Source organism: Streptomyces pallidus (ex Mingjun et al. 2026), from assembly GCF_051550185.1.
Classification (GTDB): domain Bacteria; phylum Actinomycetota; class Actinomycetes; order Streptomycetales; family Streptomycetaceae; genus Streptomyces.
In genome coordinates, this window is record NZ_CP196182.1 from 726,434 (window position 1) to 746,173 (window position 19,740).

At 69.7% G+C, this 19,740-nt stretch carries 16 protein-coding genes and 6 pseudogenes; 10 read left to right on the forward strand and 12 right to left on the reverse strand.

Annotated features, from left to right (window positions below):
* Positions 1-349: 349 nt before the first annotated feature.
* Positions 350-517: pseudogene (locus tag ACSHWO_RS38015) on the forward strand (DUF3117 domain-containing protein); the annotation flags it as partial.
* 36 nt (positions 518-553) lie between these two features.
* Complete coding sequence (locus ACSHWO_RS38020; RefSeq protein ID WP_361101976.1) at positions 554-712, forward strand: DUF3117 domain-containing protein; 159 nt, start codon at positions 554-556, stop codon at positions 710-712.
* A gap of 492 nt (positions 713-1,204) precedes the next feature.
* On the opposite strand, the gene ACSHWO_RS38025 is transcribed toward ACSHWO_RS38020, so the two are convergent.
* Together ACSHWO_RS38025 and ACSHWO_RS38030 are read right to left on the reverse strand one after the other, a co-directional pair.
* Positions 1,205-1,621: a hypothetical protein gene (locus ACSHWO_RS38025; RefSeq protein WP_385843373.1), complete on the reverse strand. Its 417-nt coding sequence runs from the start codon at positions 1,619-1,621 to the stop codon at positions 1,205-1,207.
* A 283-nt stretch (positions 1,622-1,904) separates the two neighbouring features.
* Complete coding sequence (locus tag ACSHWO_RS38030) at positions 1,905-2,180, reverse strand: isoamylase early set domain-containing protein (RefSeq protein ID WP_361101963.1); 276 nt, start codon at positions 2,178-2,180, stop codon at positions 1,905-1,907.
* Positions 2,181-2,552: 372 nt separating this feature from the next.
* On the opposite strand from ACSHWO_RS38030, the pseudogene ACSHWO_RS38035 reads away from it, so the two are divergent.
* Both ACSHWO_RS38035 and ACSHWO_RS38040 read left to right on the forward strand, forming a co-directional pair.
* Positions 2,553-3,001 (forward strand): annotated as a pseudogene (locus ACSHWO_RS38035) (SRPBCC family protein).
* 342 nt (positions 3,002-3,343) lie between these two features.
* Complete coding sequence (locus tag ACSHWO_RS38040; protein ID WP_361101968.1) at positions 3,344-3,547, forward strand: cold-shock protein; 204 nt, start codon at positions 3,344-3,346, stop codon at positions 3,545-3,547.
* Between the two features lie 307 nt (positions 3,548-3,854).
* Here ACSHWO_RS38040 and ACSHWO_RS38045 read toward each other — a convergent pair whose 3' ends face one another.
* Both ACSHWO_RS38045 and ACSHWO_RS38050 read right to left on the reverse strand, forming a co-directional pair.
* Complete coding sequence (locus ACSHWO_RS38045) at positions 3,855-4,166, reverse strand: STAS domain-containing protein (RefSeq protein WP_438319810.1); 312 nt, start codon at positions 4,164-4,166, stop codon at positions 3,855-3,857.
* A gap of 233 nt (positions 4,167-4,399) precedes the next feature.
* Positions 4,400-4,807 (reverse strand): annotated as a pseudogene (locus ACSHWO_RS38050) (PucR family transcriptional regulator); the annotation flags it as partial.
* 197 nt (positions 4,808-5,004) lie between these two features.
* Between ACSHWO_RS38050 and ACSHWO_RS38055 the strand changes: the two are divergent.
* Both ACSHWO_RS38055 and ACSHWO_RS38060 read left to right on the forward strand, forming a co-directional pair.
* A pseudogene (locus ACSHWO_RS38055) lies at positions 5,005-5,809 on the forward strand (transposase).
* Complete coding sequence (locus ACSHWO_RS38060; RefSeq protein ID WP_438319811.1) at positions 5,742-6,095, forward strand: relaxase domain-containing protein; 354 nt, start codon at positions 5,742-5,744, stop codon at positions 6,093-6,095. The pseudogene ACSHWO_RS38055 and the gene ACSHWO_RS38060 overlap by 68 nt, the downstream one beginning before the upstream one ends.
* 142 nt (positions 6,096-6,237) lie before the next feature.
* Here the strand turns inward: ACSHWO_RS38060 and ACSHWO_RS38065 are convergent, their stop codons facing one another.
* Entirely contained in the window at positions 6,238-7,260 is a 1,023-nt protein-coding gene (locus ACSHWO_RS38065; RefSeq protein ID WP_385849814.1) for a LysR family transcriptional regulator, read from the reverse strand.
* Between the two features lie 206 nt (positions 7,261-7,466).
* Complete coding sequence (locus ACSHWO_RS38070) at positions 7,467-9,221, reverse strand: ABC transporter substrate-binding protein (RefSeq protein ID WP_438319812.1); 1,755 nt, start codon at positions 9,219-9,221, stop codon at positions 7,467-7,469.
* 213 nt (positions 9,222-9,434) lie between these two features.
* Between ACSHWO_RS38070 and ACSHWO_RS38075 the strand changes: the two genes are divergently transcribed.
* Positions 9,435-10,709 (forward strand): alpha/beta fold hydrolase, encoded by a 1,275-nt coding sequence (locus ACSHWO_RS38075; RefSeq protein WP_438319813.1) that lies wholly within the window; start codon positions 9,435-9,437, stop codon positions 10,707-10,709.
* A 66-nt stretch (positions 10,710-10,775) separates the two neighbouring features.
* Positions 10,776-11,957 carry a M6 family metalloprotease domain-containing protein gene (locus ACSHWO_RS38080; RefSeq protein WP_438319814.1) on the forward strand — a complete coding sequence of 394 codons (1,182 nt, stop codon included), beginning with the start codon at positions 10,776-10,778 and terminating at the stop codon, positions 11,955-11,957.
* 557 nt (positions 11,958-12,514) lie between these two features.
* Here ACSHWO_RS38080 and ACSHWO_RS38085 read toward each other — a convergent pair.
* Positions 12,515-13,735, reverse strand: a complete 1,221-nt coding sequence (locus ACSHWO_RS38085) for a peptidase M6 (RefSeq protein ID WP_385849819.1) — start codon at positions 13,733-13,735, stop codon at positions 12,515-12,517.
* A gap of 272 nt (positions 13,736-14,007) precedes the next feature.
* Here ACSHWO_RS38085 and ACSHWO_RS38090 point away from each other — a divergent pair, with 272 nt between their 5' ends.
* Positions 14,008-14,163, forward strand: coding sequence for a hypothetical protein (locus ACSHWO_RS38090; RefSeq protein WP_438319815.1), 156 nt, complete (start codon positions 14,008-14,010; stop codon positions 14,161-14,163).
* 107 nt (positions 14,164-14,270) lie between these two features.
* On the opposite strand, the pseudogene ACSHWO_RS38095 reads toward ACSHWO_RS38090, so the two are convergent.
* The 3 genes and pseudogenes from ACSHWO_RS38095 to ACSHWO_RS38105 all read right to left on the reverse strand — a co-directional run.
* Positions 14,271-14,585 (reverse strand): annotated as a pseudogene (locus ACSHWO_RS38095) (transposase); the annotation flags it as partial.
* A gap of 707 nt (positions 14,586-15,292) precedes the next feature.
* Positions 15,293-16,954, reverse strand: a complete 1,662-nt coding sequence (locus ACSHWO_RS38100; protein ID WP_438319816.1) for a DUF6895 family protein — start codon at positions 16,952-16,954, stop codon at positions 15,293-15,295.
* 41 nt (positions 16,955-16,995) lie between these two features.
* Positions 16,996-17,202: a hypothetical protein gene (locus ACSHWO_RS38105; protein ID WP_179175349.1), complete on the reverse strand. Its 207-nt coding sequence runs from the start codon at positions 17,200-17,202 to the stop codon at positions 16,996-16,998.
* Positions 17,203-17,462: 260 nt separating this feature from the next.
* On the opposite strand from ACSHWO_RS38105, the pseudogene ACSHWO_RS38110 reads away from it, so the two are divergent.
* Positions 17,463-18,128, forward strand: a pseudogene (locus ACSHWO_RS38110) (transposase family protein); the annotation flags it as partial.
* Between the two features lie 159 nt (positions 18,129-18,287).
* Here the strand turns inward: ACSHWO_RS38110 and ACSHWO_RS38115 are convergent.
* Both ACSHWO_RS38115 and ACSHWO_RS38120 read right to left on the reverse strand, forming a co-directional pair.
* Entirely contained in the window at positions 18,288-19,157 is an 870-nt protein-coding gene (locus ACSHWO_RS38115) for a glycosyltransferase family 2 protein (protein ID WP_438319817.1), read from the reverse strand.
* A gap of 17 nt (positions 19,158-19,174) precedes the next feature.
* Positions 19,175-19,651 (reverse strand): tetratricopeptide repeat protein, encoded by a 477-nt coding sequence (locus ACSHWO_RS38120; RefSeq protein WP_438319818.1) that lies wholly within the window; start codon positions 19,649-19,651, stop codon positions 19,175-19,177.
* Between the last annotated feature and the right edge of the window lie 89 nt (positions 19,652-19,740).

The window sequence follows — 19,740 nt, forward strand, 5'->3', positions numbered from 1 at the left end:
CCGGTTCGGGGAGGAGGAGGATGGATGGAGCGGCGCCCTTCCGATCAGTCCGGCGCTGTGGCGGCGCCAGAGCCGCACATCCGTTGTCGCAGGAGGGCCAGTCCCGGAGCGACGGCGCGGCGAATTGCCCCGATGTTTCCGCGGCTCCCTCCACTCATCGCGAGGGAGGACACCCCTCATGGCCTGGCCCATCCGACGCAATGCCGTCGTCTCGCTCGTCGCCTCCTCGTTCGTTCTGGGGGCAATGGCCGTCCCGGTGCCTGCCGCCAACGCGACACCCGCCCCGGGGACATGCACTGTCAAGACCGTGGGCAACGGGACGCGGGCACTGTCCCTCAACGGCGGTGAATTGCCACGCGGCGCTGTCGGGCCGCGGACGTCAGACGGCCCCCTTGAGGCGACCAAGGAGGGACGGGCCGTCGTCGTGCGCATACCGCTCGAAGGCGGCGGCCGGTTCGTAGTCAAACTGACCCCGGACGAGGCCGATGCCCTCGCCGACGCGCTCCAGAAAGTCGTCGACGACGGCGAATCCACTCCGTGCGTCAGGGCCAGGATGAGGCCGCGGACCGGTGACGGCCCGCTCGAGGTAGCCAAGGAGGGGCCGGACATCATGATGCGCATACCGCTCGAAGGCGGCGGTCGGCTCGTCATGGCACTGACCCCGGCCGGGGCCGGCGCCCTTGCCGACGTACTCACGAACGTCGTCGGCTGACCGGGTCGGTCAGTGGGGCCGAGAAGCAGTTGTCGTACAGCGGTCGTCTCCGTGCGCGCAGTGCACTGGCCCCCGAAGCCGTCGTGGACCTGATGGCCCACCAGACCCGTGCTGCGGCCGCAGATGCGCCGGTAGCCGGCGCCGCGAACGAAGGCCCCTCAGGTGTTGGCGGACAAGAGTGCTCCTGCGCGCCCGCACCCCTGGCGGCGAGCAGCTGCGGAGCCACCGGCTGCCTCCGCAGCGGCACGTGCTCCGACGGTGCCCTTTCGGCGTGGAGGGGAGAGCCGAATACTGCCGGAGCCGGTGTCCGAGAGCCGCAGTGTGCCGTCCCTCCCCGCAGCGGCCAGCCTCGTCTCGGCCGTGGCCGGTACCTGCGGGTTCAACGACGCAGCCCCTGGCGGGCGGTGCGTCGGCGTCGGTCTGGGACGCCCTGGTGTTCCGCGGTGCTGCTTGGGCCCCGCCAGCGGGGTGTCGTGGGGCTGGTGGTGCGGGCTATTGGTCGTGGCCGGTGTGGGCGAGTGCGGTGTGGAGTCGGCGGACGGCTTCCTCGGCGTCGTGGAGTTCGCCGGGGGTGGGGACGGTGGCGCCGAAGGTCTGCCGTGGTCCGGCGGCGGGCAGGACGCGCCAGCTGAGGACGGGCGAGAGCGTGGAGCTGGCGCGGGCGAGGAACCAGGCGAGTGGGCCGTGGGTGCGGGCGAGGGTGATGGCGAGGGCGGCAAGGGCTTCGCGTAGGTGTTCCAGACGTTTGACGGCGGGCAGTGTCTGCTGTTCGGGGGCCGGATGGACGGCTTCGGCGAGACCGGCGGCGGCCTTGCGGGCCAGCGCGGCGTCAGCCGGGGTCAGCTCCCACAGACCGTCCCTCAGCTGCGTTTCGGCTTCCCTGACCAGATCCGCGATCTGCCCGCACATGCCCCTTTCGGCCGACCGCGCGCCGGAGGGTTGTGTGTCGTGCAGGAGCATTCCCTGTGAGGGCGGTTCATCCGCCTGCGGATGGGACACGGCTGCTCCCTTCGTTTTCAAGCAGCACGGACTGGGCGGGCCGGTGCCAGGGCGTGCACATCTCGCTGTGGCTCTTCGATGGTGCGAGCTGAGGCCTGGTGGCTCTTCGGACCGGGCCTAGGAGGATGGGTGGGGCGTTGGCGGGGCGCTGGTGCTGGCCGACCTGTCGGCTGGTGTGGCTTCTGGGGAGGCTTTAGGTGTGGATGCGGCTGTTGGTGCCGTCGTGGTGGTCGGCGGTGGGGTCGTCGAACCAGTAGTCGCCGGCGGCGAGGTAGCGGAAGGCGTGGCTGCTGTGGGCGGGGAGGGTGACGGTCGCGGCACGGGTGCCGTCGCCGCGGGGGGTGAGGGGGTGCGCGGCGGGGTTCCAGTGGTTGAAGTCACCGACCACGCTGACCGGCCCGCCGGGAGTGCTTTCCGGGAGGACGAAGGTGACCTGGCTTCGGCCCTTGACCTGCTTGCGTTCGAGCACCGGAAGTCTCCCGCCGACGTAGGGGTGTAAGGGGCAACCCGGACAGCATGCCTTCCGTCCGCTTCCTGGCGCGGCCGGGACTCGCCTGTGTGGGGGAGGACGGTCACCCGGCCGATGGAGGGTGGTGCGAGCCCTCGGGTGCGCCGGGCGGGTGGCGCAGGGCCGGCCGGCAGGCGGTGGGCCCGTTGCCGGCGAAGCGAGCGTGGTCGGCCAGCCGGTGGTGAAAGTCAGCTCGTTCGGGGAGTGCAGCTGCCGGTCCCGGGGCAGCCGGGGCAAGGAAGGGCACCCGTGGAGGGTCCCCGTGCCGGGGGCCGGCCACCCGAGAGGTCCGGCCCCCGACCCCCGCTCAATCTGACGCCAGGAGGAATCGGCATGTCGCAGGTCAAGGAGTCCATCGAGGTCGACGTCCCGGTCCGCACCCCTACGACCAGTGGACGCAGTTCGAGTCGTTCCCGCAGTTCATGGACGGTGTCGAGCGGATCGAGCAGCGGACCGAAACCCTCACCCACTGGGTGACGAAGGTCGCGGGCGTGAAGCGGGAGTTCGACGCGGAGATCACCGAGCAGATTCCGGACACGAAGATCGCCTGGGTGACGGTCGGAGGTGAGACGGAGCAGTCCGGGCTGGTGACGTTCAGGCCCATCGATCCCGCCCATACCGAGGTGACCTTCATGATGGACTTCGATCCCGACGGGATGGCGGAGAACATCGCGGACAAGTTCGGGTTCGTCGACCGGCAGGTCAAGGGCGACCTGAAGCGGTTCAAGCACTTCATCGAGGACCGCGGCGCCCCGACCGGCCAGTGGCGCGGCCAGGTCTGACCCCCACACGCCAGGTCTGACCCCGCACCGCCCCCCCCACGCCGGGCCTGGGCCGCGCCACGGTGGCGGCCCAGGCCCACGACGGCCCACCGCCGTGAAACCGTCGCGCTCCCCGGACCGGAGCACGAGCTGGCACACGCGGCCGCGCCCCGGCCCTTCTCGGTGCACGGGGCGCGGTCCCGTCCGCGGGTGGTCCGGGCGGCGCCGCGGCAGCGGTCCCCTGTCGGTTCGGAATTCGTCTGTTGTCGGTGTGGCGGTCCGTGGACGGCACGTGCTGTGGGGTAGGTCTGGTGCTGCTGCCCGCGCCGGGCAGCGGCATGAACGGAAGCGGGTGGAGTGCGTATGGCCAGTGGCACGGTGAAGTGGTTCAGCGCGGAGAAGGGTTTCGGGTTCATCGCCCAGGACGACGGAGGCCCGGACGTGTTCGCCCACTACTCCGGGATCGTCGGCGCCGGCTACCGGGAGCTGTGCGAGGGCGAACAGGTCACCTTCGACGTCACCCGCTCCACGCGTGGCCTCCAGGCCGAGAACATCACCCGCCCCTGACCACAGGGCTACCCGCGAGGAACACCCTTTCCGCGGCTCGAGGGACGACGCCCCCCTGCCCGCGACGTGGGGACACACCCGTCGCCACCGGACGGCTCAGCACGGGCACGGCCCATCCCGGTGGTCGTGGGTGGCACGTCAGCCTCAGGCCCGACGAGACGGCCCACTGTGGGTGAATTCCCGCCTGCCCCGTGCGGCCTGGCTGGGGACGGCTCTCCGGCGCCGTGGTCACGGTGGCCCCCAGGGGCGGAGGCGGCCGGAGGCCGTTTCGCCCGGGACGGGGCAGGACCAGCGGCTCGGGGTGTCGTCAGCTGAGTTGGAACAGGCTGCGTGCGCCGGTGATGTCGAGCAGGCGCAGGGCTTGGCGGTTCAGTCCTCGCAGTTCCAGGTTGCCGTTTTCGTGCTGGGCTCTCTGGCGCAGGGAGAGCAGCACGTTCAGGCCGCTGGAGTCCATGAACGGGACTCCGGAGAGGTCCAGGCTGAGGGTGCGGCCGTTCAGGAGGACGGGACCGGCGGCTTCGGTGATGTGGGGGCTGGTGCTGATGTCGAGTTCACCAGCCACCACGATCACCGTGCACTCGGCTTGATTGGTAATGCTGATGTCGAAGGTAGTCCGCATGATCAGTCCTGCCGTCGTGGGTCAAGCCCATCACGGTCGCTTCCGCTCACGGGAAGGAGGCCGTCATACGCGCGGGTCACACGGGTCGCGCGCAGCCGAGCGAGACCACCCGTACCGTCCACCGGCCACGCTGCGGTGACCACCCGGCAGCGCGGGGTCTCCCACCAGACCAGGCTGGTTCACCCTCGAGCCTCGCACGCCCCGGCCGGGAACACCACCACGCCTCCGCGGGGGGCGTTCAGTGCTTCCTCATACGAGTGGACGACCCCGCCCGGCCCCGGGTGGGAGTGGCGGCCGATGGCGGCACGCCCCCCGTCGGTGGCGGCGTGCGCCTGTTCGGCAAAGAAGACGAGCACATCAGGCTGGTCCCCGGGGGCCACGCAGATACCTCGATACGGCGCGCCACCGGGGAGCCGTCACCGTACGGCTCGGTACCGGCGGCCACCGCCACCGTGTGCGCCTGCGAGAGCCGCGGCCCGAACCCTCCGCCCGTTCCGCGGGTCGGCCCAGCCCGCCCCGCCGGTACAGCAGGTCGTCGATGAACTCTCGCCGCGCGGCCTCCTCCTGCGCACGGCCTGACGCTGGGCCCGCCCATCTCCCTCCACGAACGCGTCGACCGCCTGCTCGCCCGCGGCCAGCAGAGGCCCGGACGGCATCGTCCGCGCCACCTTCTGAGCCACCACCAGGTGGTCCCGTATCAGTTCCCGCATCAACAGGTCCGCTTCCGCCGCCCGCTCCGCGGTTCTCCGTGTCACTCCCTGATCCCGATCCCCAACGCTTCCTTGATGCGGCTAAAGGTTGTCCCGTAACTGCTGGTCACAGGTGAGATGATCTTGGTGTGGGTGGTGTGATCACGGCGCCGTGAGGTGTCCTGGATAGCCCCGTTCACCGGGCTGAGCCCGCGCGCGTTCGGGAAGCTGGTGACGGTTCTGCGGCGCGAGGGTGCGGACGCGGTCCGCAAAGGACGGCCGTGGAGCCTGCCACTGGAGGACCGGGCCCTGCTGGTCGCGGCGTACTGGCGCACGAACCTGACCACCCGGCAGCTCGCCCCGCTGTTCGGGGTGTCCAAGTCGGCGGCGGACCGGATCACCGACCAGCTCGGGCCGATGCTCGCGCTCCAGCCACGCAAGCGGTTCGCCAAGAACACCGTGCTGATCGTGGACGGCACACTGGTCCCCACCCGCGACCGCACCGTAGCCGAGCGGTCGGAGAACTACCGGTACTCCACCAGCCACCAGGTCGTCAGCGACGCCGACACCCGCCTGGTCGTCGTGGTCGGCCGGCCGCTCGCCGGAAACCGCAACGACTGCAAGGCGTGGGAGGAGTCCGGCGCCAAGGCCGCCGTCGGCAAGACCCTCACGATCGCCGACGGCGGCTACCCCGGCACCGGACTCGTCATCCCCCACCGCCGCGAGCGCGGCCAGAGCGAACTCCCGGCCTGGAAAGAGGAACACAACAAGTCCCACAAGCAGGTCCGAGCCCGCGTCGAGCACGTCTTCGCGCGCATGAAGACCTGGAAGAACCTCCGCGACTGCCGCCTCAAAGGCGACGGCGTCCACCACGCCATGCTCGCGGGTGACGCGCGTCGACCTCGTCTTCCGGCCGCAGCCGTCGATCTACCTCCTGTGGGTGTTGGGGGATGAGGAGACCCGGCTGGCGGTCGAGGCTGTGCACGAGCGGACGATCAAGCGGATGCTGGAGTGGATCGAGGACGAGGTGGCGTTGATCCGGTACGGCAAGGACGGCATCTACCGAGTGCGGGCCGCCCGGCGGTCTGGTAGCCGCCGCTTCCGTCACTACGAGGCGCGCTCCGAGCGACCCTTGCTCCATGACCATCTGCTGCTGTCGGTGAAGGGGCAGTGCATGGACGGGAAGTGGGGCTCGATCCACACCCTGGCTTTGTACGACGGCGGGCGTGAGGTTGCGTAGGAACATCGGCACTACTTTCAGGCCTCCAGGCCTCCAGGCCGCCTGGGCGTAGGTCCCGGCCCTCGTCCGAGCGGGGGTCGCTCGCGTTCCTGGACGTTTGCGCACGTCGTGATGCGCGCGCGGCGATGCCGACTGCCGCCGACTACCGGTCCCCCCACCACCCCGGGCGGCCTTGGCCAGTCCGACGGTCGTCCGGGGCCCCGGACGGGAGCCGGGCCGCGTCAGGGTGGCGCCGGCGCCATTCTGCGTAGACCGGGCTGGCGGCACAGGTGTCCAGGTAGCCTGCCGCCACCGCGCGTAGGATCTCCTCGCCGCGGTCGGTGAGCGGGCCGTCCCGGTGCCAGGCCAGTACGTGGCGGTACCAGAGCGGGTTTCCCGCGAGGGGTCGGACGGCGACGCCGGGGGTCTGCGAGAACGTGGCCTGGCAGAGGCTGACGGCCAGGCCCGCACGAACCAGTTCGATCAGCTGGCGCCCCTCGGCCTCGTGCGGGGCGGAGGGGCGGCGGCCGGTCAGCGCGCACACGGAGGACCAGTACTCGCGGGTGCGGTCACCGTCGGGCCGGGGCATCGCCCAGTCGTGGTCGGCGAGTTCGGTCAGGCAGACGGCCTCGCGGCCGGCCAGCGGGTGGGTTGAGGGCAGCAGGGCGAAGACGGGTTCGGTGACCAGGGGGGTGAGGACCACCCCGTCGCGCGGAGGGAGGTGCTGCTCGGGGTGGTCGCCGAGGACGGCCGCTTCCAGCCGGCCGGCGGCCAGGTCGTCCAGGAGCGTGACGGGGGAGTGGTGGCAGCGTGATGTCACCTCGGCCCCGGGGAGAAACTTCTGCACGGCCAGGAGGAGGTGGCCGAGCAGGGGAGCACCGACCGATCCCACGCGGACCCGGTCCGGGGACGCCAGATGGCGGGCCGCGCGGGCGGTGTCGGCAAGGAGCGCGTCGATGCCCGGCAGGACGGCGTGGGCTCGGTCCAACACCAGCTCGCCGAAGGCAGTGGGCGTGGCTCCGGCCCGCCGCCGGTCGAAGAGGACACCGCCCAGCATGTTCTCGATGCGGCGCAACTGTGTGCTGAGGCCCGGCTGGGTCATGGACAGCGCGGCGGCGGCCCGGGTGAGGCTGCCGGCCTCGGCGATCGCGCACAGCACACGCAGGTGCCGTACCTCCAGTTCCATACCGCGCATGTTATGGAGCGACGACAGCTGTCGGACAGGAGTGGGCACTCATCAATTTATGTGAAATGTCACATGACATGAGGGGGAGGAGAGCATGAGCGGGAACGCGGCAAGCGCTGCGAGGCGCAGTGGCCGGGCAGTGCCGGGGCAGTGCCCGCGACTTCGTGAACCGAGCCGCGGGCCTGCTGCGGCCCTGTGAGGGGGTCTCAGTTTCCTCCCTGTACAGGGACCTTGAGGCCGATGGTGGCGTAGTCGAGCTGGCCGCCGAAGGACGTGTGGCCGAAGGCTCCGGCGATGTTGGTGCCGAGCAGCAGGGGCAGGCGTTCGATGACGGCGGGCGCCGCCGGGGCCTTGGCGAGGATCTCTCCGTCCAGCTGCTGCCATGCCTTGTTGGCCTCCGCCGTGTCGGTCATGGCGGCGATCTCGTCCATCCTTTTCATCGTCGCCTCGTCGCGGAAGATCGAGTGATTGCCGGAGTTCCCTTTCTCCTTGATGTAGCGGCCGTCGAAGACGAAGGGCAGGAAGGTGGAGCCGGAGGGGTAGTCGGGGCACCAGCCGGTGTAGACCAGGGCGCTGCGCTCCTTGATGTCGCCGATGGTGTCGTAGAAGGCCGCCGGGTCGACCGCCTCGATGACGACCTTGATCCCGGCCCGGCCCAGGGAATGCTGGATCGCCTCGGCCACCCCTTTGTCGCCGTTGGGGACGGTGATGGTGGTGGTGATTCCGTCCGGCTTGCCGGCCTCCTTCAGGAGTTGCTTGGCCTTCTCCGGGTCGCCGGTGGCCGGGATCCCCAACGTGTCGGGCTGCTTGCCGCCGAAGAGCGACCCGGGCATGAGGGCGGTGGCAGGGTCGTTGAGGGCCGGGCCGCCGGAGGCGGTCACCACCGCCTCGCGGTCCAGGGCGTACTGCACGGCCTGCCGCACCTTGACGTTGTCGAAGGGCGCGCGGCCGGTGTGCATCTGCACCATCTCGGTGCAGTTGGTCGACTCGGCGAGCAGCCGCGCCTTGACCGCGGGCTTGGTGAGCACCTTCGGGGTGCTCTCCGGGCGCAGCCTGCCCCAGGAGACCGCCGAGGCGTCCACGCCCTCCGAGGCGATGAGCCGGTCGTCGATCTGGTTGGCCCTCAGCCCCATCACCACGACGAGCCGGTCCGGGTAGGCCTTGCGCACGCTGTCCGTGGCCTGGTCCCAGTGGGGGTTGCGGACCAGTACGAGCTGCTTGTCCCGGTCGTACGACTCGATCTTGTACGGGCCGGAGGAGAACGGGCGGTTGTCGTACTGGGGGCCCTTGTCCTGGGCCCTGGGCACCGGGGCGAAGGTGGGCAGGACGGTGGCGTGGGGGAATTCCGCGAAGGGCTTGCGGAGTTCGAAGACGATCGTGTGGTCGTCGGGAGTCTTGACGGAGTCGAGGTGCCTGCCCTCGGCGGGGCCCCGGTACCCTTCGGCGCCGGCCAGGTAGCGGGCCGCGTAGTCCGGGCCGCCGGGCAGGTCGGGGGAGAAGGACCGCTCCACGTTGTACTTGACGTCCTGGGCGGTGATCGGGGTGCCGTCCTCGTACGTGAGGCCCTTCTTGAGCTTGAAGGTCCACGTCCTGGCGCCGTTGGAGGAGACACCGAGGTCCTCGGCGAGGTCGGGGACCAGCTCTCCGCCCTTCGCGCCCGGTTCCGCCTTGTACGTCACCAGCGTGCGGTAGAGCAGCCGGGTGCCGAAGTCCATGTCGCCGATCACCCAGTTGCGGGCCGGGTCGAGGTGGGTGAAGTCCTGGTTGGACAGGACGGTCAGCGTGCCGCCTTTGCGCGGGGTGCCGCCGACGGTGGCCCCTTCATTGGCCAGGGCCGGGTTCGGCGCGCCGTTTTCCCGCTGGCTTCCGCCGGAGTGCGTGCTGTCGGTGCAGCCGGCCGTGCCGAGTGCGATGGTCGCCGCCAGGGTGGCGGCGACAGCGGGGAGAGTGCGCTTGTTCATCAGTGGTCACTCCGTGAACAGTCGGACAGCCTGGGCGGCTGGAATGTGACCGATAACATAGTAATGTGAAATTCTACTTCACAACTGTCGTACCCCCATAGCGCGGAGTTATGGCCAAGTGGGGGCTCTGCGGACGCAGAGGGGCACGTCATGCTGGCTGTGTAATGTCACATGTCACTACGCGGCCCTTCGGCCGTGAAAGGGCCAGACCCTATGAACCCCGCGTACGCGACCGTCGACCACGTCTTCACCGTGCCGCTGGACCACTCGGACCCGCACGGCCCGACCATCCGAGTCTTCGCCCGGGAGGTCACCGATCAGGGCCGGACGGGCGATGGGGGCCGGCAACTGCCATGGCTGCTCTACCTGCAGGGTGGCCCCGGCGGAAAGTCCCCCCGGCCGTCCGCAGGTTCACCCGGTTGGCTGCCCGAGGCGCTCAAGACCCACCGGGTCCTCCTCCTCGACCAACGCGGCACCGGCCGCTCCACCCCCGTCACCGCCAGAACGGCCGCCCGCTTCGCATCACCGGCCCGGCTCGCCGCCCATCTCGCCCACTTCCGCGCCGACTCGATCGTCGCGGACGCCGAACTGATCCGCCGGCAGCTGTGCGGCGACGAGCCCTGGGAGACGCTGGGCCAGAGCTACGGCGGCTTCATCACCCTCACCTACCTGTCCCGGGCCCCCGAAGGGCTGCGGGCGTGCTACGTGACCGGCGGCCTCCCCGGCCTCTCGGCCACCGCCGACGACGTGTACGCGTGCACCTACCCCCGTGTCCGGGACCGCGTGCTCTCCTGCTATGCCCGCTACCCGGACGATGCCGCCCGGCTGCACGGGATCGCCCGGCTCCTGACGGCGACCGACGTACGCCTGCCCGACGGAGACCGGCTCACCCCCCACCGCTTGCGCACGCTCGGCCTCGTCCTCGGCATGGGCGACGGCTTCGAGCGGATCCACTGGCTCCTCGACGAAGCCTTCGACGAAGACGGGGAGCTGACCGACACGTTCCTGCATCAGGTGATGGCACTGACCGGCTTCACCGACAACCCCCTCTTCGCCGTCATGCAGGAGACCCTGTACGGACAGGGCGCCGGGCCGACCGGCTGGGCGGCGTCCAGGGCCATGGAGGCCATCCCCGAGTTCGACGGGGAGGCCGACCCCCTCCTGCTCACCGGAGAGATGATCTACCCCTGGATGTTCCGCGAGATCAGGAGCCTGCGTCCCTTCGCCGACGCCGCCGAACTGCTCGCCGAACGCCCCGACTGGCCGCCGCTGTACGACCCTCGCCACCTCGCCGCCAACCAGGTCCCGCTCGCCGCGCTCGTCTACCACGACGACATGTACGTCGACGCAGGGCTCTCCCTGCGCACCGCACGCGAAGTCGGCGCCACCCGGGTGTGGGTCACCAACGAATGGGAGCACGACGGTGTCACCGCCTCCGGCGGCCGCGTGCTGTCCCGGCTGATGGACCTCGCCGCGGGCCGCGCGTAGCACGCCGGACACAACACCCGCACCCCTCCACCGCCCACCCACACCACCTGCCTCGACGGGAGAGACATGACCACCAACCAGCTTCACCGCCTGCGTCCCCTCGCCGCCGCAGTCGTCATCATCTCCTGCCTTTCCGTCCCCACCGCGGTCGCCACCCCGGCCGCCCCGGCCCCCGCCGCCGATTGCGCACTCCCTGGCAGGACCGGCTGGACCGACGAGGGCCACGACACCGACCGGAACCGGTTCCAGCCCGCCACGGGAACCCGCCGCGTCCTGACGCTGTTCGTGGACTTCCCCGACGCCCCGGCCACCGACCACACCGAGCCGTACGCCGCCCACCTGGCGCCGGCCGCCGACTGGATGAGCCGCGCGAGCCACGGCCGCCTGCGACTGGAGTACACCACGATGGACCGCTGGATCCGGATGCCCGCCGACTCCACGTCCTACGGCTTTGCGCGCGGCCTCACCTTCGAGGCCCACGAGAAGTACCTCCGCGACGCGGTCACGGCCGCCGACCCGCAGGTGGACTTCTCCCGGTACGACATGGTCCTCGTCGTCCCCGCCAGGACGGCCACCGCCATCCCCTTCTCCCCGACCTACCTCCACGACCCGGCCACACCCGGCATCACCGCCGACGGCACCCGCCTGAAGTGGGCCGTCACCTTCGGCCAGGACATGTGGCGCTGGGGCCACAAGGTCGCAGCCCACGAGACCGCGCACACCTTCGGCTTGCCTGACCTGTACTCCTTCACAGGCGCCACCCATCAGTACGCAGGCGGCTGGGACGTCATGGGCAACATCGCCGGCCACGCCCCGCAGTATCTCGGCTGGCACTCCTGGAAGCTGGGCTGGACCAGCGACGCCCAAGTCGCCTGCCTGCCCGCCGCCGGCCGCCGCACCGTACGCCTCACCCCGGTGGAACGGCCGGGCGGAACCAAGATCGCCGTGCTGCGCACCGGCGAGACGACGGCGTACGTCGCGGAGTCCCGCCGTGCCGAGGGCAACGACGCCACCGCCTGTTCCACCGGCGTGCTCATCTACCGGGTCGACTCCGCCACCCCGACCGGCGAGGGCCCGGTGCGGGTCATGAACGCGAACGCGATCGCCGTACCGCCCACCGGTTGCACCCCGCTGGACCTCGCCGCGTACGCCCCCGGGCAGAGCTTCACCGATCCCGCGACCGGCGTCCGGATCGACGTCATCGCGGGTGGCAGGACGGGAGACATGGTGCGTTTGACGAAGGGGTGAACCCGGCGCGTGCACGCGACACCGCAACCCGGCCGCCCCGCGAGACGGCACGCGGAGTGTTCACGCCGTGCTGATGGTCGCGGCCATGACGTGGTCAGCGACGTCGTGGAAGCGGCAGCGGCGACGTGTTGTGCAAAGGCCAGGCGCCCCCAGAACCAGGGCGCCTGGCCTTCGACGCGAGCGCAAGCAGAACTCCTACTGTCTCGAGGCCGTTGCCCCAGCACGAACAGCGGCCACCTCAACGTCTGACGTGGCGCTGGACCCTGCCCCTCATGCGCCCTCAACGCCGCGGCCGCGCCGGGGCGGCTGCGGACCGGCTGCCTGGACGGGGTCGCCTCCGACTCCACCCACGTCCTGCCGAACGTCGACCTGCTGCCCCGGATCAAGCGCATCAACAAGGTCAAGTACCGGCCGGTGGCCGGCGGACCGGACGCCTGCCCGCGGCTCGCACGGGCCGCTGACTCGCCCGATCCGCCGAGAACTCGCCCAGCAGTACGACCAGATGGCTGCCCGCCGACTTCCGGCGGGCAGCCCAGAGGCATTTCCGCGCTAGGCGGTCACCACTTGTAGGTCCAGACCGTGTCGTTGTACGCGTCGGAGCCGTTCACGTGGATCCGGATGCGGGCAGTGTCGTCTTGGAATGTCTGGCCGGGTTTCCAGGTCTGCATGTCCAGGGTGGTGCAGTTCCCGGTGGGTGCAGCGGCTTTGGGGTTGCTCATCACGCGGACCGGTCCGCTGCCGCTGGCGACCGAGGTGTCGATCTTGTAGATCAGTACGCCGGTGGCACAGGCGTTGGAGTCGTTGTTGGCCGCCTTGCGGGACTCGGCGACGTAGGCCGTGGTGGCGCTGGTCTTGATCACTGCCAGTTTGTAGCCGCTGCCTCCGTATTCCACCCCGTTCAGGTTGGCGGAGTACGTGCCGTTCGCCGACAGGCAGGAGACCTGGCTGTCGGCGATCCACCCGAGCTTCCACGTGTGCCAGCCGAGGAACTGCGGGGCCGGTCCCCTCACGTTGCCCATGACATCCCAGCCCCCGACGTACTGGTGCTGTTCGCCGTTGAAGGCGTAGAGGTCGGGCAGGCCGAAGGTGTGACCGGTCTCGTGGTCGGCGACCTTGTGGCCCCAGTGCCACATGTCCTGTCCGAAGGTCACCGCCCACTTGATCATCACCCAGGCGTTCGTCGCCTTGTTCCAGACCCAGGTCGGGTTGGCGGGGTCCTGAACCCAGGTGGGGGTGTGGGTGATCGCGGCCGCGGTACTGGTCGGCACGACGTAGAACATGTCGTAGTCGCTCAGGTTGACGCCTGCGCCGGCAGCACCGGCGACCGCGTCCTTCAGATACGCCCGGTGCGTTTCCCAGGAGAACCCGCGTGCCCAGTTGTAGTCGGTGGAGTTCTTCGGCATGCGCACCCAGTTGCCGTACGGGGCTCGCATGTCCAGCCACGCTCTGCCAGTGGATGCCTTCCACATCCAGTCGGCGGCGCCGGATATTTGGTTGTAGTAACGATCCAGAGGCGTGGCGGTCCCGACGGCGTCGGGGAAGTCGACGTAAATCACGCCCACGCGCTTGGTGCCCACCGGTCGCTGGAACCGGTTGTAGTCGGTTTGCTGGCCCTCGTCGGTGTAACCGGTCGTCCCCTGGAGCGCACACGCCGAGGTGCTTTCGTTGTACCCATGGGCGGCGGGGACGATGACCAGGGCGAGCAGGGCGAGCAGGGCGGACAGGAGGAGTACGGGTGCCGCGACGCGCTGGCGCCGCGAGGCGAGTGGGGATCTCATGGTGCCTCCGTGGGGAAGAGGTGTGCCGCGCGTGGTGGGGGGCAGCGTCGAGCGACGCGAGCATGACATTCTGTTGGTGGCGCATATGTGGGGGCAGTATGCGGATGCGGCGGCGGTGCCAAAGGCTACTGGATCTGCATAACCGCGCACTACGGGCCCGGAAGTGTGGTGTTCCGGATGCGAGAGGTAATCGAGAATCCGGACGCGAAACGAAACGCCGGTCCGGAGCGACGGGTCCGCGGCTGGCATCTTCAAACTCTTCGGAGAGGACGGTGCGCGCAAGCGGCCGCCTCAACTCCGTCTCGCTGAAGCAGCAGTCGTGGTGGGCTCGTCGGTCGGAGTTGGCCTACGTTGCGGCCGTCGCCGTCGCCGTCGCCGTCGCCGACGCCCTGTTCTCCTCGGCGTGGCGCCCGGGACCTGCCAGCTGAGGATCACTGCGCCTTCGGACCGGGCGGCAGGTCCGACTACGAGCCGGCCGAAGCAGGCTCCGGGCGGCTGCTTCGTGTGGCGGGGTGATGTCCCTTAAGGAGTCATCTCATTTGGTCAGTCTGCGGTAGCAGATGAGGGTGCACGCGATGCTGGTGAAGGCGAGGAAGTGTTCGGCTTTGCGTTCGTAGCGGCGGTGGAGGCGGCGGCAGCCAGCGAGCCAGGCCATGGTCCGTTCGATGGTCCAGCGATGGCGGCCCAGCCGCTGCGAAGACTCGATGCCCTTGCGGGCGATGCGGTGTGTGATGCCGCGTACGCGTAACCATTTTCGCAGGTGGGCGTAGTCGTATCCCTTGTCCGCGTGCACTTTGGCGGGCTTGAGTTGACGGCGCCCGCGCCGCGACCGGATGGGCGGTACGCCCCGGGCGAGGGCCTCGATGCCGTTGCACGCGGGCCGCGCGGACGTCGCGGCCAGCGCCGGGCAGGGCCGGTGAGGGCCGGTGAGGCCCTCAACAGCGGGCCGAAGGGATCGGCCAAGAGGGGTGAGAGCGAGCTGCGTCGGCCGGCCGACAGTCAGGCGCCGCCAGTGGGTACCGATCTCTTGGCGGCGCCGGCGGACAGGAAGCGCAAGACGGAAATGGACACGTCCGACGGTTAGACAAGCACCGGAAGCCCCTGGTGGAGACCGAATTCGTGGTCGAAAAACCGTCTACCGCGTGCTAAAAAAATTGAATCCATGGCGACTGGCCGTATGGTGCATCACGCATTCCGCCGCTCCGTATATCGCTCATCGCCTGCCTCGTGGGTGAACCCGCCCTTGCATGCCTGCGATGTTTTGCCGCGCTCGGGCAAAAAAGGGGGAAGATCCGGCGAGGCGACCGGCGCCATCGAGCTCACTGCCAGGGGCATCCGGTCGCTACATCCTCGACGTGCTCAACGCCTTCCACCGCGACCGCCTCGCCCTGCGCATCCGCGATCAGGCACCACGTCAGCCGCGGCGCCATCCGCCCTGCCGTCGCCGACCTCATGCCCGAGCACACCGCCGATCACCAGGACACCCCGCACCGGAGACCGCGGTCACCCTCGACATCCCGGGCAAGGGCCCCAGCCATCCTCCTTGCACCGTTCGATTCACAGAGCCATCGTGGCGGCGAGGGCGATTACTGCACTTCGGGTCCAGGAGCACTGGGCCTGTTGCCGCGTGGAGGGATCGTCGCTGGCGTGGTAGCCGAATGCTCCGTCGGTGTCTTGCTGGGCGAGGAGGAAGGCAATGGCGTCCTGGGTGATGCGGTGCCGGCCCCATCCTTCCCGGGCGAGGGTACGTACGGTTCCGGCGAGTTGACCGAGGTGGTAGGTCTCTGTGGCTTCGCGCAGGGACGCAGCGGACTGCAGAAGGCGCGACCTCTGCCCATGTGGTGTGGACGCCCGGGGGATGGCTGCGGCAGTCGATGGGCTGAGGAAGCCGAGGCTGATCAGTCGATGAACCCCTTCCGCAACGTCGGCAGGCACGGTGGGAAGTGAACTGACGACATCGGCGGTGTTCGTGAGGAAGGCGTCCAGGGACGGGCAGCCGACTCCCGCTCCGCGCAGAGCCAGGGCGAACTCACCGGCGACTTCCATGCCCTGCTCCTGCCAGAGGCCCGGGTCCGCGTCGGCGAGGAGCGCTGCGCAGTGTTTGAGGGCCGGCCGGGCAAGGTGGTGTTCTCCGATTGCGGCGGCCCCGAGGGCAGCGGCCGTGACTCCGGCAAACCCCACACGGGGGTCCTGCGCCATGCTTCGGTCGCACAACCACACCACGGCGCGCCGCAGGGGCGACACCAGGGGCACGTCTGGAGTCGGGAGAGTCGGGCGGGGGCTGTCCACACGTCGGGGGATTCGTGCCAGTAGGCCGGCGAGGGCGGTGACGATGGTGGTGTGGTAGCCCTCTGCCCAGTGCCGGAACTCCTCGTCACCACTGTTCAGTCCGGGGTGGATGATGCCTTCGGGCCCGTTCACGCGGCCGTTGTCTTCCTGCACCGATTCCAGGAAGGCCCATGCCCGGTCCGCCGCCTCGGAGGCGGTGACGCCAAGGCAGTACAGGCAGCACAGCAGCTCCCCGACGAGGTCCGCGTTGGCACGGGCTTCGGCCAGGACAAGGAGCGCTTCGATGAGTTCGACAGCCCTGCCGGAGTCGTGGCCGCGGGGCCATGCCGGCTTCCGCTGACCGAAGTCGGTTGCGTAGAAGAGCGTGTGGGTGATGGCGTAGATGTCGCGGTCGGCCAGCTTGAGGACGTTCGGGCGCCGACACAGGAGGGTGAACGGCAGAACCGCGTCCATGGGCGGCAGATCGTGTTCGACGCCGCACAGGTACAAGGTGTGGATCAGGTCCAGCTGCCGGTAGGGGACCCGCTCGAACGCTGCTGCGTACCCGCCGTCGACAGCATGTTGGATGATGCGCCGAAACTCCGGGTCCTCACGGCCGCACAGCCGAAGCGCAGCGTATGTTCCCGCGTACAGCAGGAGGGCCTGTTCGTCCCGCGCGATCATCTCGCGGTACGAAGGCTGGGCAGCGATGCCCTCGACCTGCTCGAAGATGGCCGCGAAGTCGCCGGCGAGAGGTGCGTCGTCGAGCCGGGCACGCAACCCCACCAGAAAGGCCGTCTCGATCAGCGCTTTGCGAGTGAACAGCACACGGTCCGGCTGGGTGGTGCGGGGGTCCAGCAGTCCCCGGCGCGCAGCGAGCCAGGCAACAGCCCGGTCTTCCACCGCGCGCCTTCGAGATGACTGGACGCCGGGCGCTTCTGGTTCCATCATCGAATCCTCCCGGCAGTCACCTTTATGAGGGCTGGTCAGGGTCAGCTGTCCGAGGGCGTGGCCGCGTCCGCTACTTCGTTGGCGACGACCAGGACGTAGCGTTCCCAGGCCAGTACGTAGCCCGCGACATCGTCCAGCTGACTGACCTGACCGACCACGCGCTCCAGGGGAACACTGAGATCGACCAGACCACTACTCCTGAGGAAATCAAGCGCTTTACGCGCATCGACCGGCGGCGGACAGGTCATGACGAACCTCCTGCTCGAAGTCCAGCATTTCCCGTCTACCATCCTCCAATTCACCACGATAGGGGAATACGCAGGAAATAACTCATACCATCCCATGTAATGGCGAATCTGCTTGATCGAGCCCGGGAAACAGTGAGCGTTTTCAGCGTGGCCACTGATCGGGTGACGGGGCTGGGGTGAGGGAGGGGTTCGCAACGCACAGGCTCCCGTGCCGTTGAGGGAGGTGTTCGAATTATCAACCCATCTGCGCAGGAGCCCTGTTGGTTCCGTATCCTGCCGCACTCGACCTCCCGCACGCCCTGGTCGAGTGGGTCACGATGCTCATCGTCGCCCGTGAGGGTGACCGACGGTGCAAACTCCCGCCGCACCGGCGTGCGCTCGTCGCTCTGGTGTACTTACGCCGCCACGACACCCTCTCCCGCATCGCATCCGGCTTCGGGATGTCTGTCGGCACTGCTCACGCGTATGTCGCGGCCGTGACCGACCTGCTCGCCGAACGGGCTCCCGGCCTGCTCAAGACTCTGCGCGAGCACGATCCGGAGTTCGTCCTGCTGGACGGGACCCTCACTGAGTGCGACCGCGTCGGCGACAGCCAGGCGGACTACTCGCCCAAGCACCGCCGGCACGGCGTGAACGTCCAGGTCGTCACCGATCCCGACGGCCGGCTGCTGTGACTCTCGCCCGCGCTGCCGGGCCGCACCCACGGCTTGACCGCCGCCCGCACCCACCGCATCATCCGGATCTGCGAGCGTCAGGGCGTCCCGATCCTCGCCGATCGCGCCTACACGGGCGCCGGCCCCTGGGTCACCACCAGCCTCAAACGACCGCCCGGCGGGGAGCTCACTCCCACTCGGCGCACTGTCAACCGCGCCCTCGCGCAGACCCGGGCCCCTGTCGAACGCGGCATGGCACGGCTGAAGTGCTGGTAGAGGTCGCCGAGGGACAGACGGGCTCCAGACACCAGGGCCTCCGGCGCATGGTGCCCGGGACGGGTGGAACTCCCACTCTTGTCCGGCAGCGCGCAGCCCCACGGCTTCGTGGGCGCTCTCCCGAGCCAGCCGGGGTGCCCCGGCTAGCTCGGGGCGTCAGATCACCGGGGGGCGGCCCAGTCGGGTCATCCGCCATACCGTCCGCCATCGCAGGGGCCGCCTCGGCGGGCACGGCACGCGTACTCCTTCGTAGAAGCCGGCCCACCAGGCGGCCAGGCCGGACAGCGGGGGTCGCTGCGCGAGGGTGTACGCGGCCCACGTCGCGAGGTAGACCGGGACGAGGGCGGTGGGCAGGTGCCGTTTGGCCAGCCAGACCCGGTTGCGGCCGGTGTTGCGGTAGTACACCTTGTGCCGGGATGCCTCGGTGCGGGGGTGTTGGAGCACCATGTCGGCCCGGTAGTCGATCTCCCATCCGGCGTCCAGCGCCCGCCAGGCGAAATCGGTTTCCTCGTGGGCGTAGAAGAATGGGGTGGGGAAGTCGCCTACCTGGTCGATCACGCTGATGCGGATGGCGTGGCCGCCGCCGAGGAACGTCGTCACCGGCCCGGACACCAGCGGGTTCTTGCCGCCCAGGCGGGGGACGTGCCTGCGCTGGCTCGCTCCGGTCTCGTCCGTGATGCGGAACCCGGCGATACCCAAACGCGGGTTGTCGGCGAACGCTTCCCGGACCAGCCGGAAGGTGTCGGTGCGGGGGAGCAGCCCGTCGTCGTCCAGGACCACCACGACGTCCACGCCGCCCCGCTCGCGCAGCCAGGCCACGCCGGCGTTCCGGCCGCCGGGGATGCCCAGGTTCTCCGGCAGCTCCACGCCGTCCACGCCGTCCGGCAGGGGCGGGAGTTTCACGCCCTGGCCGAGGACCACGACAGTTGCCGGATCGCCTTCCTGAGCGGCCACCGAGTCCAGCAGGGCCCCCAGTTCTGCGGGCCGATCTCCCATGGTCAGGACCACAACCCCGATCTTCGGCATTGCGCTGTTTGTTCCTCTCACGCCTTGTTCCTCAGCAGTTCGGTAGCGCGCTGCTTCAGGCTCCCGGCGCCGGCCACACCGCGCTTGCGGTACCGGCCCGCCGCTGCCTGGATCTCCTTGACCGCCTGCCTGTTGCGGTCGGAAACCACACGGGCCATGAATCCAACGATCGGGCCCACGGCTTCCTCATAGCGGTGCTGCCCGGCCACCGACCGCCCCAGGTTGGCCATGGTCAGCCCGTGCTTGAGCCGGTATGTGCCCGGTGCGCGGCCTGTCAGGGCCCGCCGGTAGTGCCGTTCGGCCGCCGTGTGGTCTTTCATCGCGGTCAGGGTCTTGCCCATGTGTGAGGCGACCGTGGCCGCCACCGGCCCCGAGGCGGCGGCGTAGGCGGGGACCGGGTCCCGCGTGTCCGTCACGGCGTCCTCGGCCGCCAGCAGCGCACGCGCCGCTTTGGCGCCCTGGCCGCCGGCCCCGTACGCCCTGGCGCACGTCACCAGCAGCAGGGCTTCGGTTTGCCGGTCGACCTTTCCCGAGCGCGGTGCAGCGCGGCTTCGGCCAGCTCCGGACATGAGCGGGGGTGGCC

Bases quoted from the DNA above. Each gene is read 5' to 3' on its own strand.
- ACSHWO_RS38045 (WP_438319810.1), bottom strand. From the start codon at position 4,166: ATGCGGACTACCTTCGACATCAGCATTACCAATCAAGCCGAGTGCACG.
- ACSHWO_RS38075 (WP_438319813.1), top strand. From the start codon at position 9,435: ATGAACCCCGCGTACGCGACCGTCGACCACGTCTTCACCGTGCCGCTG.
- ACSHWO_RS38040 (WP_361101968.1), top strand. From the start codon at position 3,344: ATGGCCAGTGGCACGGTGAAGTGGTTCAGCGCGGAGAAGGGTTTCGGG.
- ACSHWO_RS38080 (WP_438319814.1), top strand. From the start codon at position 10,776: ATGACCACCAACCAGCTTCACCGCCTGCGTCCCCTCGCCGCCGCAGTC.
- ACSHWO_RS38025 (WP_385843373.1), bottom strand. From the start codon at position 1,621: ATGTGCGGGCAGATCGCGGATCTGGTCAGGGAAGCCGAAACGCAGCTG.
- ACSHWO_RS38100 (WP_438319816.1), bottom strand. From the start codon at position 16,954: ATGATGGAACCAGAAGCGCCCGGCGTCCAGTCATCTCGAAGGCGCGCG.
- ACSHWO_RS38115 (WP_438319817.1), bottom strand. From the start codon at position 19,157: ATGCCGAAGATCGGGGTTGTGGTCCTGACCATGGGAGATCGGCCCGCA.
- ACSHWO_RS38085 (WP_385849819.1), bottom strand. From the start codon at position 13,735: ATGAGATCCCCACTCGCCTCGCGGCGCCAGCGCGTCGCGGCACCCGTA.
- ACSHWO_RS38105 (WP_179175349.1), bottom strand. From the start codon at position 17,202: ATGACCTGTCCGCCGCCGGTCGATGCGCGTAAAGCGCTTGATTTCCTC.
- ACSHWO_RS38065 (WP_385849814.1), bottom strand. From the start codon at position 7,260: ATGGAACTGGAGGTACGGCACCTGCGTGTGCTGTGCGCGATCGCCGAG.
- ACSHWO_RS38070 (WP_438319812.1), bottom strand. From the start codon at position 9,221: ATGAACAAGCGCACTCTCCCCGCTGTCGCCGCCACCCTGGCGGCGACC.
- ACSHWO_RS38020 (WP_361101976.1), top strand. From the start codon at position 554: ATGAGGCCGCGGACCGGTGACGGCCCGCTCGAGGTAGCCAAGGAGGGG.